Raw genomic sequence first — 13487 nt, forward strand, 5'->3', positions numbered from 1 at the left:
TGGCGCTGCCAGAATCGATTGAACGATGAGGCATTGTTCAGAATGCGGATATGATCATGATCACCGAGGCGCTCCTCTATGCCGCGACATTGCCACTGACCGGCAAGCGCCATCGGAAGTTCATCCGCAATTCCGTCAATCTCTGGTCGCGGGCCGGACGTTGCGCCGGGGATTGGGCCGACCACGAAGAGAAGAGCCGCAACGCAATCCGTGCAGCAGCGGCCGGCCTCAGGCAGAGGCGGACCGCCGTCGTGCTCGGCTCCGGTCTGTTGCGGGATGTGCCGATCGATGAGCTGGCACGCGATTTCGACACCGTCGTGCTCGTCGATCTCATTCATCTCGCCTCGGTGCGGCTGTGGCTTGCGGCCAAGGGCTATCGCAACGTCCGGCTGATCGAGCGCGATCTCTCCGGCTACGACGATTTCGCCGCCGGTCAGGAGCCCGAACCGCTCGCCTTCCTGCGTGGCGTGCCCTATCTCGATTTCGTGGTTTCCGCCAATCTCTTGTCCCAGATCGGCCGCGGCGTGAAGCGACGCCATGAGGCCGAGGCGGCCGGTCGAATGCCTGAAGACACGGTGGAGAGGCTGATCACCGCGCATCTCAGCGGGCTTTCCGAACTTTCCTGCCGGCATTGCCTTGTGACCGACATCGCCTATGCCGTCATCGACCGCAACGGCAAAACACATGAGGAGACCGACCTGCTGCACGGCGTCACCCCGCCGCCGGCGAAAGCGGTCTGGACATGGCCGGTCGCTCCGCTCGGCGAGGAGAGCAGGGATTACCGGATCGAACACAAGGTCATTGCCGGCTGGTGATCCGGATGGGGCCGTCGGGCAGCACTTGGCGTGCAGCAGGCATTCACCTATATGAAACACCATGCGCATGATCGCCCTCATCACAATGTTTCTCGGCTGGCTGGTCTACGGCGCCATGTCCGCATGGGCTGGCTGTCCGACATGCGCGTCGATGAATGCGCCGGCCGCCGGCGGCAGCATGCACCATGAAATGGCTGGCATGCCGATGCCGAAAGAAGCAGGCAAGGCCGGTTCCTTGAAAGACCCTTGCGCCAGCGGAAACTTCGCGCATATGCCGCTTTGCGCCGCCTGTCTTATGCTGCCGGCGGCAGTGATGACCGTGGCGGGCGGAAAATCCAATTTCGGCTATCCGGCGCCGCCGCTTGCCCGCGCCCTTGATGACAACAGGCCTGCTCCACAGGCACCGCCTCCCCGACTGGTCTGATACCCGCATTTTCCATGCAGATGGGCGGCTTCGGCTGCCCGGGAACTCTATTGTCAGACAGAGGAAGGAACTCTCATGTCTTTGAAAATCATCGCCCTTACCGCCATGCTTGCCGCTTTTGCCGCACCCGCTTTCGCCGAAGACAAGCCCATGGATATGAGCGAGCCAATGGGCAACCACGACGCGGCCAGCCACGCCTTCAGCGAGGCGAACGACAAAATGCACAAGAATATGATGATCAAGTATAGCGGCGACGCCGACGTCGATTTCGTCCACGGCATGATTCCGCACCATCAGGGCGCGATCGACATGGCCAAGGTCGAGCTCCAATACGGCAAGGATCCCGAAATCCGCAAGCTCGCCGAAGCGGTGATCAAGGCGCAGGAGGCCGAGATCGCGGAAATGAACGCCTGGTTGAAGGCCCACGGCAAGTAGTCAGCCGTTGCTGAAGGGGAACGCCCGATAGGACAGGCGTTCCCCGGACCTTAGAGTGGTGAGGTCAGTCCTTCGGCTCGAAGTCGGCCGGGCGGCGACCGGCGCCTTGTCGCGACAGCATCCAGCCCGGATATTCTGGGGCAAGTGCGCTCACCTCGTCGAGCCTCTGCATATCACCTTCGTCGAGTTTCAGCCGGACGGCGGCAAGGTTCTGGTCGAGCTGATCGACACGCTTGGCGCCGATGATGACCGAGGTGACGAAAGGCTTGGCGAGGATATAGGCGAGCGCGACGGTCGCGACGCCGACACCATGCTTCTCGGCGATCTCGCGCATGACGGCGACGCAGGCCCAAGCCCTGTCCCTGTCGACCGGCGGGAAATCGAAACTGGCGCGGCGGCCTTCGCCATTGCCAGGCGCGCCCGGACCATATTTGCCGGAGAGCAGGCCGCCGGCGAGCGGCGACCAAACCATCAGGCCGAGCTTTTCCTCCTGCATCATCGGCACGATGTCCCGTTCGAGATCGCGGCCAGCGATGGAATAATAGGCCTGCACCGTCTCGAAACGGGCAAAGCCGCGGCGTTCGGAGACACCGAGCGCCTTGGAAATACGCCAGGCCTGCCAGTTGGAAACACCGATATAACGAACGAGGCCGCGCGAAACGAGATCGTCGAAGGCGCGCAGCGTTTCCTCGATCGGCGTCACCGTATCGGTCGCGTGGATCTGATAGAGGTCGATATGATCGGTCTGCAGGCGCTTGAGGCTCGCCTCGACCGAATCCATGATATGGCCGCGCGAGGCGCCGCGGTCGTTCGGCTTGTCGCCCATGATGCCATAGACCTTGGTGGCGATGACGACGTCCTTGCGCGGCACATCCAGGTTCTTCAGCGCCTGGCCGAGCAGCCTTTCGGATTCGCCGGATGAATAGACATCGGCCGTGTCGATGAAATTGACGCCTGCTGCCAGCGAGCGCTCGACGATCCGGTCGGCGGCATTCTGGTCGACATCGGCGATGGCGCCCCACATGCTGCCTTCTTTGGCGTCGCCGAAGGTCATCGTGCCCAGGCAGATTTCCGAGACGAAAAGTCCGGTATTTCCGAGTTGATTGTAACGCATGGTCGAAAAAATCCTTTGTGTCTGCCGCAAGAGGGACTTGCGAACGGAAGAACTTCATCTTTTGATTATTGGCCTGCGCGCGACAGGCACAGCCGTGGCTGGCTGCTGGGTGAGGCCCATTCGATGTAGTGCGACGGCGACGCTTTTCAACGCCAAGCCCTGTCGCATCGGAGGCTGACGCCCTTGTCTCGACATAGCCCTTGTCTCGACACAGGCGGCCGATAGATTGACGGCCATAATTGAAGAGGTGCGCATGTGACGACGCGAGCACTGACGACGATCGGCTTCGATGCCGACGACACGCTTTGGCAGAACGAACAACATTACCGACTGACCGAGGCCTATTTTACTGAGCTTCTTGCCGATTTCGCTGAAGGCCCGAAGATTTCCGAGCGGCTGCTGGAAGCCGAGAAACGCAATCTTCGCCATTACGGCTTCGGCATCAAGGGCTTCACGCTGTCGATGATCGAGACGGCGATCGAGATCACCGAGGGCAAAGTGCCGGCGAGCGTCATCGCCAAGATCCTCGATACCGGCCGCGACCTTCTCAGCCATCCGGTCGAGATCATGCCGCATGCGCGCGACACGTTGGAGGCGCTTGCCGGCAAATATCTGCTTGTCGTAATCACCAAGGGCGATCTCTTCGACCAGGAGCGCAAGCTTGCCCAATCCGGGCTCGGCGACTTCTTCGATGCCGTCGAGATCGTATCCGACAAGACGGCCGTCACCTATCGCCGCATCTTCGCCAAGGTCGGAGACGGGCCGGAGCGGGCAATGATGGTCGGCAATTCGCTGAAATCGGATATCGTGCCGGCGATCGCAGCCGGCAGTTACGGCGTTTTCGTGCCGCACGAACTCACCTGGGTGCTGGAACATGTGGACGAGCCGAGAGAAGCGCCGCGCTTCCGAAAGATTGGCCATCTCGGCGAATTGCGCGAGCTGATCGATGGGCTCGCATAGCGGGCCCAGGCGACACGCATTAAGCCAGCCTCATTTCGCCTTGGGAGGCGCCTTCGGAAACAGCGAGGGCGAGTCCGGCTCAGCCGGCGGATGCTGCGGGGCGGCGGTCAGCGGCTCGATGAGGATGCTGAAGGGGGCCCCGAGGCCGCGGCGCGGCGAGACCTTGGAGTAGTAGGGACGCAGCAGCCAGGTGGTGTTTTCCTTCACCGTCGTCTGAAAGCTCATGCCGTCCTCATCGGTGCCGAAGAAAGCTTCGTCGTCGGGTTTCGACAGGTCGAAGATCGCCAGGAAGGCGAACTTGCTCTTGGTGGAAAAATCGATCTTCACGTGCTGACCGGCGCGCACCGGCAGCGTGTAGACGTGGCCGCTGCCGAATTTCGTCCATCCCTTGAGCTGCATGGTGACGGCCGGAAACTGCAGCTTCTCCAGTTTCTCACCGGGATCGAGCTGCGGCGTCTGCGCCGCGGCAAAGGCCGGCAAGAACAACAGGGCAAGGGCGGCGATCGATATTTTCACGGACAGATCTTTCATGGTCGAACCAGGACGGCGCGCATCGCCTCCACCTCGGGCCGACAGAAGCAGCCCTCCAGATGATCGTTGACGAGGCCCATCGCCTGCATGAAGGCATAAACTGTGGTCGGGCCGACAAAGGTCCAGCCGCGTTTCTTCAGATCCTTCGAAATGACCACCGATGTCGGCGTCGTCGGATTGGCGACGATGTGCTCACGGTCGACCACAACAGGCCGCTCATTGTGGCCGGGTTCGTAGCGCCAGAAATAACGGGCGAGCGAGCCGAATTCGTCCCGAAGCTCGATGGCGCGCCCGGCGTTGTTGATCGTGGAAACGATCTTGCCGCGATGACGGATAATGCCGGCATCAGCCAGGCAGCGGGCCACATCCTTCTCACCGAAGAGGGCAACCTTCTCGAAATCGAAGCCGGCGAAGGCGGCGCGGAAATTCTCCCGCTTGCGCAGGATGGTCAGCCAGGAAAGACCGGATTGGAAACCTTCAAGGCAGATCTTCTCGAACAGGCGAATATCGTCCGTGACGGGGCGGCCCCATTCCTCGTCGTGATACTTGAGATAGTCCGGCAGGTTGGCGTGCCAGTGGCAGCGGCTCCTGCCGTCCTCGCCGATGATGATGCCAGTCGTGCTCATGTCCGCTTCATTCTCCGGGATCCGCGTCGTTCTCCGGTCATGATTCCGGCTTTACCATTTGCAAACCGTCTTTCCAAACCGATCGGTAACCCTGACGAAAAGTTTATTCGGCCGGTCGGTCTTTCATGGATCGATCTTTACCATTCGCTGGCGGATGGAGTGGCAGCGTCTTTGCGAGCGGAACATCTCCGCCAGGCGGACCCATCCCGCCAGTCCATTTTCGGTCATTTGTAGAGAGTTCGTCCGATGATGAAACACCTTTTTCTTGCCTCAGTCTTCTGCGGCATCTTCTCCACGGCCGCCATTGCAGACGACCGCTACGCCACCCGCCCGCCTATTATCCTCAGCCCCGATCTGACCGCACCTTGGATCAATCAGCTCGGCGGCAAGGTCCGGCCGGTCGTCTATCAGCGCCCGGTCGTCCAGCCGCAGCAGCGCGGCCTCTTCCAGCGCCGCGTCACCCGCCAGGCGCAGCAGCCGGCCCCTCAGACGGTTTCGGCGATCAATCCCGGCATACCGGCAATCCGCCACCCAATCGAGCCGCAATATCTGCCGCAGATGGTCGATTACGACACCACGGAAAAGCCTGGAACCATCGTCATCGATACCAACAACCGCTTTCTCTATCTCGTCATGAATGGCGGCAAGGCACGGCGCTACGGCGTGGGTGTCGGCAAGCCGGGCTTCGAATGGGCCGGCGTCCACAAGATCACCCGCAAGACGGAATGGCCGGATTGGACGCCGCCTTCCGAAATGATCAGCCGCGAGGCCGCCAAGGGCCACTATCTGCCGGCGCGCATGGACGGCGGCCTGGAAAATCCGCTCGGCGCGCGCGCCATGTATCTCGGCTCGACGCTCTACCGCATCCATGGCACCAATGCGCCCTGGTCGATCGGCAGCGCCGTTTCTTCCGGCTGCATCCGCCTGCGCAACGAGGACGTCGTCGATCTCTACGACCGCGTCAACGTCGGAACCCGCGTCATCGTCATGTAACGGCGCACGCAAAAGCTGGAGCACCAGCAAGAGTGTGCAGTGGTTTTGCGTTGAGAATTCAGTAAAAACAAAGAGATGGAGCATTTTCGTGTTTCGGAGAAATACGGAAATGCTCTATGAAGCCGCTAGGACAGGTGGCTCCACTCGTCAAAATTGCTTTATCCGGCCATGTCGATCTTGAATCGGGCAGAAGATCATGTAGCTTCGGGCGGACTTGCTTGAGGGGAATCGACTAATGATCAAAGTGATGCCGGGACTGGCCGCGGCCGGACTTGTCCTGTCCTTGATTTCTACATCAGCCTTTGCCGCGCCTGCCGGCCCGGCTTCCGACAATGCACGGCATCCGGCGCAGATCATGCGCGTGGCGCAGATGCCGAAATATGTAAAGCCGCAATTCAAGCGCAAGAAAGTGCGCCTGGTGACGACGGAAGTGGCCGGCACTGTCATCATCGATACCAATAACAAATATCTCTACCTGGTCGAAGGCAACAACCGCGCGACCCGCTACGGCATCGGGGTCGGCCGGGACGGCTTCGGCTGGTCGGGCATCGTCAAGATCGGCCGCAAGGCTGAATGGCCGGCCTGGACGCCGCCGGCCGAAATGCGCCGCCGCGAAGCCGCCAAGGGTCACATCATCCCCGCTTACCAGGAAGGCGGCGAGGACAATCCGCTCGGCGCCCGCGCCATGTATCTCTACCAGGGTGGCCGCGACACCATCTTCCGCATCCACGGCACCAACCAGCCCTGGACGATCGGCCTCAATATGTCTTCCGGCTGTATCCGCATGATGAACGAGGACGTGATGCATCTTTACGATCGTGCGCCTGTCGGCACCAAGGTGATCGTCATCGGCCCCGGCAACAAGCAGGGCAATGTGGCTTTCGAGGACAGGGGTATCGACGTGCTGCGCACCATGTTCGGCGGCTGAGCAACACTTGTCAAAAAACGAGGGCGCTTTTTAGAGGCGCCTTTTATTTCTCTTGGACTTTGCGGCTGAAAGCTGGCAGACGTGCCTAGGAGTGGACATATTTGCAATATCGGGGCTATTCAATGACATATGCGCTGCGTTCTTCCGCTTCCCTGCTTGCGGGCATCGCGTTTTTCACATTCTGTTCGGCAGCATCCGCCTCGGCGGAAGATCTGCAGTTCTCCATTTACGGCGGTTACCAGACCGCGCCGCACAGCGGCGTCGATCTTTCCGACGGCACGCATTTCACCGCCGGCTGGGAAGGCAAGTCCTTCGGCGCGCCGCCCTATTACGGCGGCCGCGTCACCTGGTGGCTGGAGAATTTCAACAAGCCGAACTGGGGTATCTCGCTCGATTACACCCATGACAAGGTCTATGCCGACGACGACACGCTCGCCAAGGCCGGCTGGTCGCATTTCGAATTCACCGACGGTCTGAACCTGCTGACGGTGAACGGGCTCTACCGCTTCCAGGATCCGAGCCGCCGCTGGACGCCTTATCTCGGCGCCGGCATCGGCGTGAACATTCCGCATGTCGAGGTGATTCGTCCCGAGGGCAAGACCTGGGCCTACGAATTCGGCGGCGTGACGCTGCAGGCCCAGGCCGGCGTCGATTTCAAGGTGACCGACCGCTGGTCGACCTTTGTCGAATACAAGGGCACCTATTCGCGCGTCGACGTTCCGATCGACAGCGGCGTTGACCTGAAGACCAACATCTTCACCAACGCCGTCAACGTCGGCGTCTCGTTCCACTGGTAATGAATTGAATTTCGGCTGCGGCGCTATTTCGTGCCGCAGCTGACCTTGCCCTCGGCAGCATAAGGTTTGCTGCCGCCTTCGATGGTCAGGGAATAGGTGCCGCTGAAATTCGACGCCGGCTTGCCACGGACGCCGGCGACCACCACCAGATCCAGCGTTGCGCCGCCAGTATCGTCACCGCCGCCGTCGAAGACCTCCAGAAGCAGTTCGCCATCGCGCGACCAGTGATTGCTCAGATGCTGCGATTCGAACAGACGTTTGGCAAAGGTCGCTTGCGCGGGATCCTTGACAACAAGCGCACCGCGGAAATGGTTGAGCCTATGGCCGGCATCGCTTGCGAAACCGCTTTCAAGGGTGAAGCGCGCCTGCGCGTCATCGGCGGAACAGAATAGGCGGCTGTCGGCATGGGCCGCGCCTGCCGCACCGAGCAGTCCCGCAAGTACAATCATTCCCCGCCACATCGCCCAACCTCCCGGGAGCGGCCCGAATGGGCCCGCATTCCCGTCAGCCTAACGGCAAACCGGTTAATTTTTCCGGCATAGCGCCGCCATAGGCCCAGTCGAGAAGCTCGACCGTATGCAGGATCGGGATCTCGGTGCCGGCGGCGATCTGGGTGATGCAGCCGATATTGCCGGTGGCGATGATGTTGGCCTTGGTGGCCTCGATGTTTTTGACCTTGCGTGCCTTCAGCGCCGCCGAAATCTCCGGCTGCATGATGTTGTAGGTGCCGGCCGAGCCGCAGCAGAGATGGCCTTCGGCCGGATCGCGCACGGTAAAGCCCGCCGCCTTCAGCAGTTGCTTCGGCGCAAGGGTGATGCGCTGGCCGTGCTGCATCGAACAGGCGGAATGATAAGCGACCGTGATGCCCCTCGGCATATGGGCCGGCAGGTCGAGGGTCGCCAGATATTCGGTAATGTCCTTTGCCAGCGCCGAGACTCTGGCCGCCTTTGCGGCATAGGCGGGGTCGAGGCGCAGCATGTGACCGTAATCCTTGATCGTCGTGCCGCAGCCCGATGCGGTGATGAGGATCGCATCGAGGCCATGGCTGTCGATCTCGCGCGTCCAGATATCGACATTGGTGCGGGCGCTTGCGAGCGCCTGTTCGGCCCGGCCCATATGGTGGACCAGCGATCCGCAGCAGACCTCGCCTTCCGGCGCCACGACCTCGATGCCGAGCCGTGTCAGCAGCCGGATCGCCGCCGCGTTGATGCCGGGATCGAGCACCGGCTGGGCGCAGCCGGTGAGAATCGCCACCCGGCCGCGCCGCCCCGCCTCGGGCCGATGGGTGCCGGGTTTTGAAAAGTCTGAAGCCGCCGGGATGCGGCGCGGCGCAAGCGCCAGCATGGCGGCAAAGGGCTTCAGCGCTGCCCCCCGCATCAGGCCGGCAAAGGGGCGGCCGAGACGGGCGAGATGGAGCGCCAGCCGGAAACGGCCGGGATAGGGCAGTACGGTCGCGAGAATGGCGCGCGTCAGCCGGTTCGTGAACGGCCGTCTGTAAGTCTTTTCGATATGGGCGCGGGCGTGATCGACCAGATGCATATAGTCGACGCCCGAGGGACAGGTGGTGACGCAGGCAAGGCAGGAGAGACAGCGGTCGATATGGGTGACGACCTCGGCATCGGCGGGGCGGCCGTTTTCCAGCATGTCCTTGATCAGGTAGATCCGCCCGCGCGGGCTGTCGAGCTCGTTGCCGAGCGTCACATAGGTGGGACAGGTGGCAGTGCAGAAGCCGCAATGGACGCACTTGCGCAGGATCTTTTCGGATTCGGCGACATGGGGGTCGGCGAGTTGCGATGGGGTGAAGTTGGTTTGCATCTAGCGGGACCTCCGCTTTGGGGGCGCTGTGCCTGGGGCACCCCCCTCTGTCCTGCCGGACATCTCCCCCACAAGGGGGGAGATCAGATGGGCGCAACGGTTTCCCCAAACAGCCACCGTGGAATTACTTCGATACGGCAGAGAGGGACCGGTGATCCAACCTCTTGCCAATCTTCCCTCTTGTGAGGGAGATGTCCGGCAGGACAGAGGGGGGTGGACCACGCGCAAACTCATCTTCTCACCCCATCTTCCCCGGATTGAAGATCCCCGCCGGATCGAACTTCTCCTTCACCCGCCGCGACAGCATCGCCACTGCCTCCGGCTCCGGATGGAAGGCCGCCGTTGCCGCCCTCGCCGCGTCCGAAGCACGGATCAGCGTCGCATGGCCGCCACCGAGCACCTTGATGAAGCGGCGGACCAGATCTGCTTCGGGGTCCGCCTCCATCCTCATCCAGACGAGACCGCCCTGCCAGTCGTAGAAGGCGTCGACGCCGGCTTCTAGACGAAGGGCCGCGACCAGCTGGTGGCCGGCTCCCGGCGCGACCGAGACGCGCCAGACCGGCCGTGTCGTACCGTCGGCATAGGGTAATACATCACGGATTTCTCGCCAGAGCCTCTGGCTCTCCGGCTCATCCAGCCGCGTCACCGTGGCAAAGGCCGACATCGCCGCCGCAAGCTTTTCCATGCGCACGCCGACCGAACCGGCCAGGCCCTCAACGCGCAGAACCGTCGCCTCGCCCTCGGGCAATTTGCCGGCAAGGAATTTCCAGGTCACCGTCAGCGGCAGATGGGCGGCACTGGAGACCTCGACCGGCAGCGCCATCGCCGCCGCCATGGCATTGGCCGCTTCGGCATCGTTGAGGCCGGAGAGAACCAGCGTCTGTTCCGTCTTCGGGCGCGGCGGCACGCGGAAGGTCAGTTCGGTGAGAAAACCCAGCGTTCCATGCGAGCCGGCGATCAGCTTGACGAGATCGAGGCCGGTGACGTTCTTCATCACCCGGCCGCCGGCCTTGATGATCTCGCCCCTGCCGTTGACGAAGCGAACACCGAGCAGGCTGTCGCGGGCCGCTCCGGCAACGAGGCGGCGCGGGCCGGAAACATTGGCGGCGAAGACGCCGCCGATCGTCGGCTCGCCCGACCTGCGCATGATTGGGCGATGATCCATTGGCTCGAAGGCAAGCATCTGGCCGCCTTCGGACAGTGCCGCCTCGACCTCGGCAAGCGGCGTACCCGAGCGGACCGTCATGACCATCTCGCCGGGATTGTAGGCGATGATACCGGAAAGCCTGGTCGATCGCAGCCGGTCTTCTGATGCAACGGCATTGCCGAAACCGGAGCGCGTATCACCGCCACAGACAGCGAGCGGCCGGTTCGTCTCCGCATGTGCGAGGACGATCGCCGCCGCCTGTTCCTCGCTTGTCGGCATCAGATCGATCATGCGGCAGGGCGCCCTTCGAGCGGGAAGACCTTCGACGGGTTGAGGAGCCAGCCCGGATCGAAGGCGGCGCGCACCGCCATCTGCTGGGCGAGATCGGCCTCCGAATATTGATGGCGCATCAGGTCGCGCTTTTCGATGCCGACGCCATGCTCGCCGGTGAGGCAGCCGCCGGCATCGACGCAGAGCTTGAGGATATCGTTGCCGGCGGCTTCTGCGCGGGCGGCATCCTCGGGGTCGTTGGCATTGAAGAGGATCAGCGGATGCATGTTGCCGTCGCCGGCATGAAAGACGTTGGCGACCCGCAGGCCGTAGTGATCGACGATCTCGGCAGTTCTCTTCAGCACATGGGAAAGCTGGCTGAGCGGCACGGTGCCGTCCATGCAGATATAGTCGGCGATGCGGCCGGTGGCGCCGAAGGCGGATTTGCGCCCCTTCCAGATCAGCGCCGCCTCGGTGGCCGACTGGCATTCGCGCACGGTCTTCACAGCATGGCGGCGGGCGATCTCGACGATGTCTTTGAGGGTGGCGTCCATTTCGGCGTCCGAACCCTCGACCTCGACAATCAGCAGTGCCCCGACATCGAGGGGATAGCCGGCATGGGCGAAGGCCTCGCAGATCTCGATCGCCGGCTTGTCCATGAACTCGATGGCAACCGGGATGATTCCGGCGGCGATGACATCGGCAACGCAGGCGCCGGCCTCTTCCGAGCTTTCGAAGCCGAAGAGCACCGGACGGGCGCCTTCCGGCTTGGCGATCAGCCGCACGGTCGCCTCGGTGACGATGCCGAGCTGGCCTTCGTGGCCGCAGACGAGGCCGAGCAGGTCGTAACCGGCCGCGTCGAGCGCCTTGCCGCCGAGTTCGATCACCGTGCCGTCGACCAGCACCATTCTGACGCCGAGCAGATTGTTGGTGGTGACGCCATATTTCAGGCAGTGGGCGCCGCCGGAATTCATGCCGATATTGCCGCCAATCGTGCAGGCGAGCTGCGAACTCGGATCAGGCGCGTAGAAAAAGCCGTCGGCCGAGACGGATTCGGAGATGTTGAGATTGGTGACACCCGCCTGAACCACGGCGACACGGTTCGGCAGATCGATTTCGAGAATGCTGTTCATCTTCGACAGGCCGAGCACAACGGCATCCTCCTGCGGAATGGCGCCGCCGGAAAGCGAGGTGCCGGCGCCGCGCGGCACCACGGGAATGCCGTAGCGTTGGCAATAGCGCATGACGGCCGCCACCTCGGCCGTGGTGCGCGGCAGGGCGACGGCAAGCGGCAGGCGGCGATAGGACACGAAGGCGTCTGTCTCGAACGGCACAAGTTCGCGCGCCTCATGAACCAGGCATTCCGGTTGCAGAAGATCGGCGAGATCGGCAACGATCCGGGCGCGGCGCGCCAGCACATCGGCGCGCGGGGCGAGAAACGGAATGGCGTCGGACATGATGTCCTCCCTGACCCTGACGACCGGAAGTCACAGCGGTAAGATGACAGCGGGAAGGGCCGCCAGCCTCTGTCGCCGGTGAACCGGCTTAGCACTTTCCCGAAAGTGGCGCAAATGCTAAGCACTTATGCCAAAAGGGGAAAAAGTCTGAAAACCTTATGACCAATCTGGGTGATCTCGAAATTTTTGCCAAGGTCGTTTCGACGGGAAGCATGTCGCTCGCCGGGCGGGCGCTCGGCTGTTCCCCAGCCGTCGTCTCCAAGCGCATCAAGCGGCTGGAGGACCGGCTCGGTACCCGGCTTTTGCAGCGCACGACGCGGCAGATCTCGCTGACGGAAGCCGGACAGGGTTTTTACGACCGCGTTCTCGGCATTCTCGCCGGGTTGGAGGAGGCCGAATTCTACATTTCCGGCCGCTCGGCGCAAATGCACGGCACGCTGAAGATCTCGGCGCCGACCTCCTTCGGTCGCATGCATATCGCGCCGCATCTGAAGGCGTTCATGCAGGCGCACCCGGAGCTTGCGATCAACCTGGTGCTGACCGACGAATTCAGCGACATCGTCGGCGGCGGTTTCGATCTGGCGATCCGGATTGCCGAACTGACCGATTCCAGCCTCGTCGCCCGACGGCTGGCGCCCGTGCGCCGGCTGCTCTGTGCTTCGCCGGATTACCTGGCCGCGCATAGCGAGCCCAGGCATATCGACGATCTGAAACACCATCGCTGCCTGCCGGCGCACAATAACGACACCTGGCGGCTGAACGGGCCGGACGGAGCCCTCAGCCTGCGGCCAGACGGCATGCTGATCACCAATTCCAGCGAGGTGATCCGCGAGGCCGTCATCGCGGGGCTCGGGATCGCGCTGCGGTCCACCTGGGATATCGGCGAGGAACTGAAGGCCGGCCGTCTGGTGCAGGTGCTGCCCGCCTATGAGGGCTCGCACAATGTCGCGCTCTCGGCCGTCTATCCTAGCCGGCAGTTCCTGCCGGCCAAGGTGCGGCTGTTCATCGACTATCTGAGCGAGCTTTACGGGCCGATCCCCTATTGGGAGCGCTGATGGCGGCCCGTAACCGCGGCACGAAAGTGCACGAAGCAAGGCAGCGGTCGGACAGCGAGGCATGGTTACCACATTTTCAAAAATCCTGGTGGAACAATTCGTCCCGCCATTGATTAGGGG

General features: G+C 62.5%; 15 protein-coding genes. 8 read left to right on the plus strand and 7 right to left on the minus strand.

From position 1 onward, the window contains the following. Window positions 1-50 precede the first annotated feature (50 nt). The 3 genes from HJB91_RS08430 to HJB91_RS08440 all read left to right on the plus strand — a co-directional run bounded on the left by HJB91_RS08430 (window position 51) and on the right by HJB91_RS08440 (window position 1674). Window positions 51-815 carry a hypothetical protein gene (locus tag HJB91_RS08430; protein ID WP_221154379.1) on the plus strand — a complete coding sequence of 255 codons (765 nt, stop codon included), beginning with the start codon at window positions 51-53 and terminating at the stop codon, window positions 813-815. A 61-nt stretch (window positions 816-876) separates the two neighbouring features. Further along, on the plus strand, window positions 877-1239 hold the full coding sequence (locus HJB91_RS08435) for a hypothetical protein (protein WP_221146708.1): 363 nt from the start codon (window positions 877-879) through the stop codon (window positions 1237-1239). Between the two features lie 75 nt (window positions 1240-1314). After that, a complete protein-coding gene (locus HJB91_RS08440; RefSeq protein ID WP_210629048.1) occupies window positions 1315-1674 on the plus strand; it encodes a DUF305 domain-containing protein in 360 nt (119 codons plus the stop codon). 64 nt (window positions 1675-1738) lie between these two features. On the opposite strand, the gene HJB91_RS08445 is transcribed toward HJB91_RS08440, so the two are convergent. Continuing rightward, on the minus strand, window positions 1739-2788 hold the full coding sequence (locus tag HJB91_RS08445; RefSeq protein ID WP_210629049.1) for an aldo/keto reductase: 1050 nt from the start codon (window positions 2786-2788) through the stop codon (window positions 1739-1741). 255 nt (window positions 2789-3043) lie between these two features. On the opposite strand from HJB91_RS08445, the gene HJB91_RS08450 reads away from it, so the two are divergent. Next, window positions 3044-3748: an HAD family hydrolase gene (locus HJB91_RS08450; RefSeq protein WP_210629050.1), complete on the plus strand. Its 705-nt coding sequence runs from the start codon at window positions 3044-3046 to the stop codon at window positions 3746-3748. 30 nt (window positions 3749-3778) lie between these two features. Here the strand turns inward: HJB91_RS08450 and HJB91_RS08455 are convergent, their stop codons facing one another. Together HJB91_RS08455 and HJB91_RS08460 are read right to left on the minus strand one after the other, a co-directional pair. Next, window positions 3779-4279 carry a hypothetical protein gene (locus HJB91_RS08455; RefSeq protein WP_210629051.1) on the minus strand — a complete coding sequence of 167 codons (501 nt, stop codon included), beginning with the start codon at window positions 4277-4279 and terminating at the stop codon, window positions 3779-3781. Then, window positions 4276-4905, minus strand: a complete 630-nt coding sequence (locus tag HJB91_RS08460; RefSeq protein WP_210629052.1) for a DNA-3-methyladenine glycosylase I — start codon at window positions 4903-4905, stop codon at window positions 4276-4278. The genes HJB91_RS08455 and HJB91_RS08460 overlap by 4 nt, the downstream gene beginning before the upstream one ends. A gap of 246 nt (window positions 4906-5151) precedes the next feature. Here HJB91_RS08460 and HJB91_RS08465 point away from each other — a divergent pair, with 246 nt between their 5' ends. From HJB91_RS08465 to HJB91_RS08475, 3 genes are all read left to right on the plus strand, one after another. Next, the gene (locus HJB91_RS08465; protein WP_210629053.1) at window positions 5152-5898 is read left to right on the plus strand and encodes a L,D-transpeptidase; all 747 of its coding nucleotides are present in this window, start codon (window positions 5152-5154) and stop codon (window positions 5896-5898) included. Between the two features lie 235 nt (window positions 5899-6133). Beyond that, window positions 6134-6826 carry a L,D-transpeptidase gene (locus tag HJB91_RS08470; RefSeq protein WP_210629054.1) on the plus strand — a complete coding sequence of 231 codons (693 nt, stop codon included), beginning with the start codon at window positions 6134-6136 and terminating at the stop codon, window positions 6824-6826. A gap of 122 nt (window positions 6827-6948) precedes the next feature. Next, entirely contained in the window at window positions 6949-7623 is a 675-nt protein-coding gene (locus HJB91_RS08475) for an outer membrane protein (RefSeq protein ID WP_210629055.1), read from the plus strand. 23 nt (window positions 7624-7646) lie between these two features. Here HJB91_RS08475 and HJB91_RS08480 read toward each other — a convergent pair whose 3' ends face one another. From HJB91_RS08480 to HJB91_RS08495, 4 genes are all read right to left on the minus strand, one after another. After that, window positions 7647-8084, minus strand: coding sequence for a hypothetical protein (locus tag HJB91_RS08480; protein ID WP_210629056.1), 438 nt, complete (start codon window positions 8082-8084; stop codon window positions 7647-7649). Between the two features lie 43 nt (window positions 8085-8127). Further along, complete coding sequence (gene glcF, locus HJB91_RS08485) at window positions 8128-9438, minus strand: glycolate oxidase subunit GlcF (RefSeq protein WP_210629057.1); 1311 nt, start codon at window positions 9436-9438, stop codon at window positions 8128-8130. A 238-nt stretch (window positions 9439-9676) separates the two neighbouring features. After that, entirely contained in the window at window positions 9677-10876 is a 1200-nt protein-coding gene (locus HJB91_RS08490) for an FAD-binding protein (RefSeq protein WP_210629058.1), read from the minus strand. Beyond that, on the minus strand, window positions 10873-12312 hold the full coding sequence (locus HJB91_RS08495; protein WP_210629059.1) for an FAD-linked oxidase C-terminal domain-containing protein: 1440 nt from the start codon (window positions 12310-12312) through the stop codon (window positions 10873-10875). Before HJB91_RS08495 ends, HJB91_RS08490 begins: the two co-directional genes overlap by 4 nt. A gap of 158 nt (window positions 12313-12470) precedes the next feature. Between HJB91_RS08495 and HJB91_RS08500 the strand changes: the two genes are divergently transcribed. Continuing rightward, complete coding sequence (locus HJB91_RS08500) at window positions 12471-13367, plus strand: LysR family transcriptional regulator (protein WP_210629060.1); 897 nt, start codon at window positions 12471-12473, stop codon at window positions 13365-13367. Window positions 13368-13487: the final 120 nt, after the last annotated feature.

It is taken from the genome of Rhizobium sp. NLR10b, from assembly GCF_019685435.1.
Taxonomy (GTDB): domain Bacteria; phylum Pseudomonadota; class Alphaproteobacteria; order Rhizobiales; family Rhizobiaceae; genus Rhizobium.

Excerpts from the sequence above, each read along its gene's own strand:
- HJB91_RS08475 (WP_210629055.1), top strand. The coding sequence starts at position 6,949 with ATGACATATGCGCTGCGTTCTTCCGCTTCCCTGCTTGCGGGCATCGCG.
- HJB91_RS08455 (WP_210629051.1), bottom strand. The coding sequence starts at position 4,279 with ATGAAAGATCTGTCCGTGAAAATATCGATCGCCGCCCTTGCCCTGTTG.
- HJB91_RS08460 (WP_210629052.1), bottom strand. The coding sequence starts at position 4,905 with ATGAGCACGACTGGCATCATCATCGGCGAGGACGGCAGGAGCCGCTGC.
- glcF (WP_210629057.1), bottom strand. The coding sequence starts at position 9,438 with ATGCAAACCAACTTCACCCCATCGCAACTCGCCGACCCCCATGTCGCC.
- HJB91_RS08495 (WP_210629059.1), bottom strand. The coding sequence starts at position 12,312 with ATGTCCGACGCCATTCCGTTTCTCGCCCCGCGCGCCGATGTGCTGGCG.
- HJB91_RS08465 (WP_210629053.1), top strand. The coding sequence starts at position 5,152 with ATGATGAAACACCTTTTTCTTGCCTCAGTCTTCTGCGGCATCTTCTCC.
- HJB91_RS08440 (WP_210629048.1), top strand. The coding sequence starts at position 1,315 with ATGTCTTTGAAAATCATCGCCCTTACCGCCATGCTTGCCGCTTTTGCC.
- HJB91_RS08445 (WP_210629049.1), bottom strand. The coding sequence starts at position 2,788 with ATGCGTTACAATCAACTCGGAAATACCGGACTTTTCGTCTCGGAAATC.
- HJB91_RS08480 (WP_210629056.1), bottom strand. The coding sequence starts at position 8,084 with ATGTGGCGGGGAATGATTGTACTTGCGGGACTGCTCGGTGCGGCAGGC.
- HJB91_RS08470 (WP_210629054.1), top strand. The coding sequence starts at position 6,134 with ATGATCAAAGTGATGCCGGGACTGGCCGCGGCCGGACTTGTCCTGTCC.
- HJB91_RS08430 (WP_221154379.1), top strand. The coding sequence starts at position 51 with ATGATCATGATCACCGAGGCGCTCCTCTATGCCGCGACATTGCCACTG.
- HJB91_RS08500 (WP_210629060.1), top strand. The coding sequence starts at position 12,471 with ATGACCAATCTGGGTGATCTCGAAATTTTTGCCAAGGTCGTTTCGACG.
- HJB91_RS08490 (WP_210629058.1), bottom strand. The coding sequence starts at position 10,876 with ATGATCGATCTGATGCCGACAAGCGAGGAACAGGCGGCGGCGATCGTC.
- HJB91_RS08435 (WP_221146708.1), top strand. The coding sequence starts at position 877 with ATGCGCATGATCGCCCTCATCACAATGTTTCTCGGCTGGCTGGTCTAC.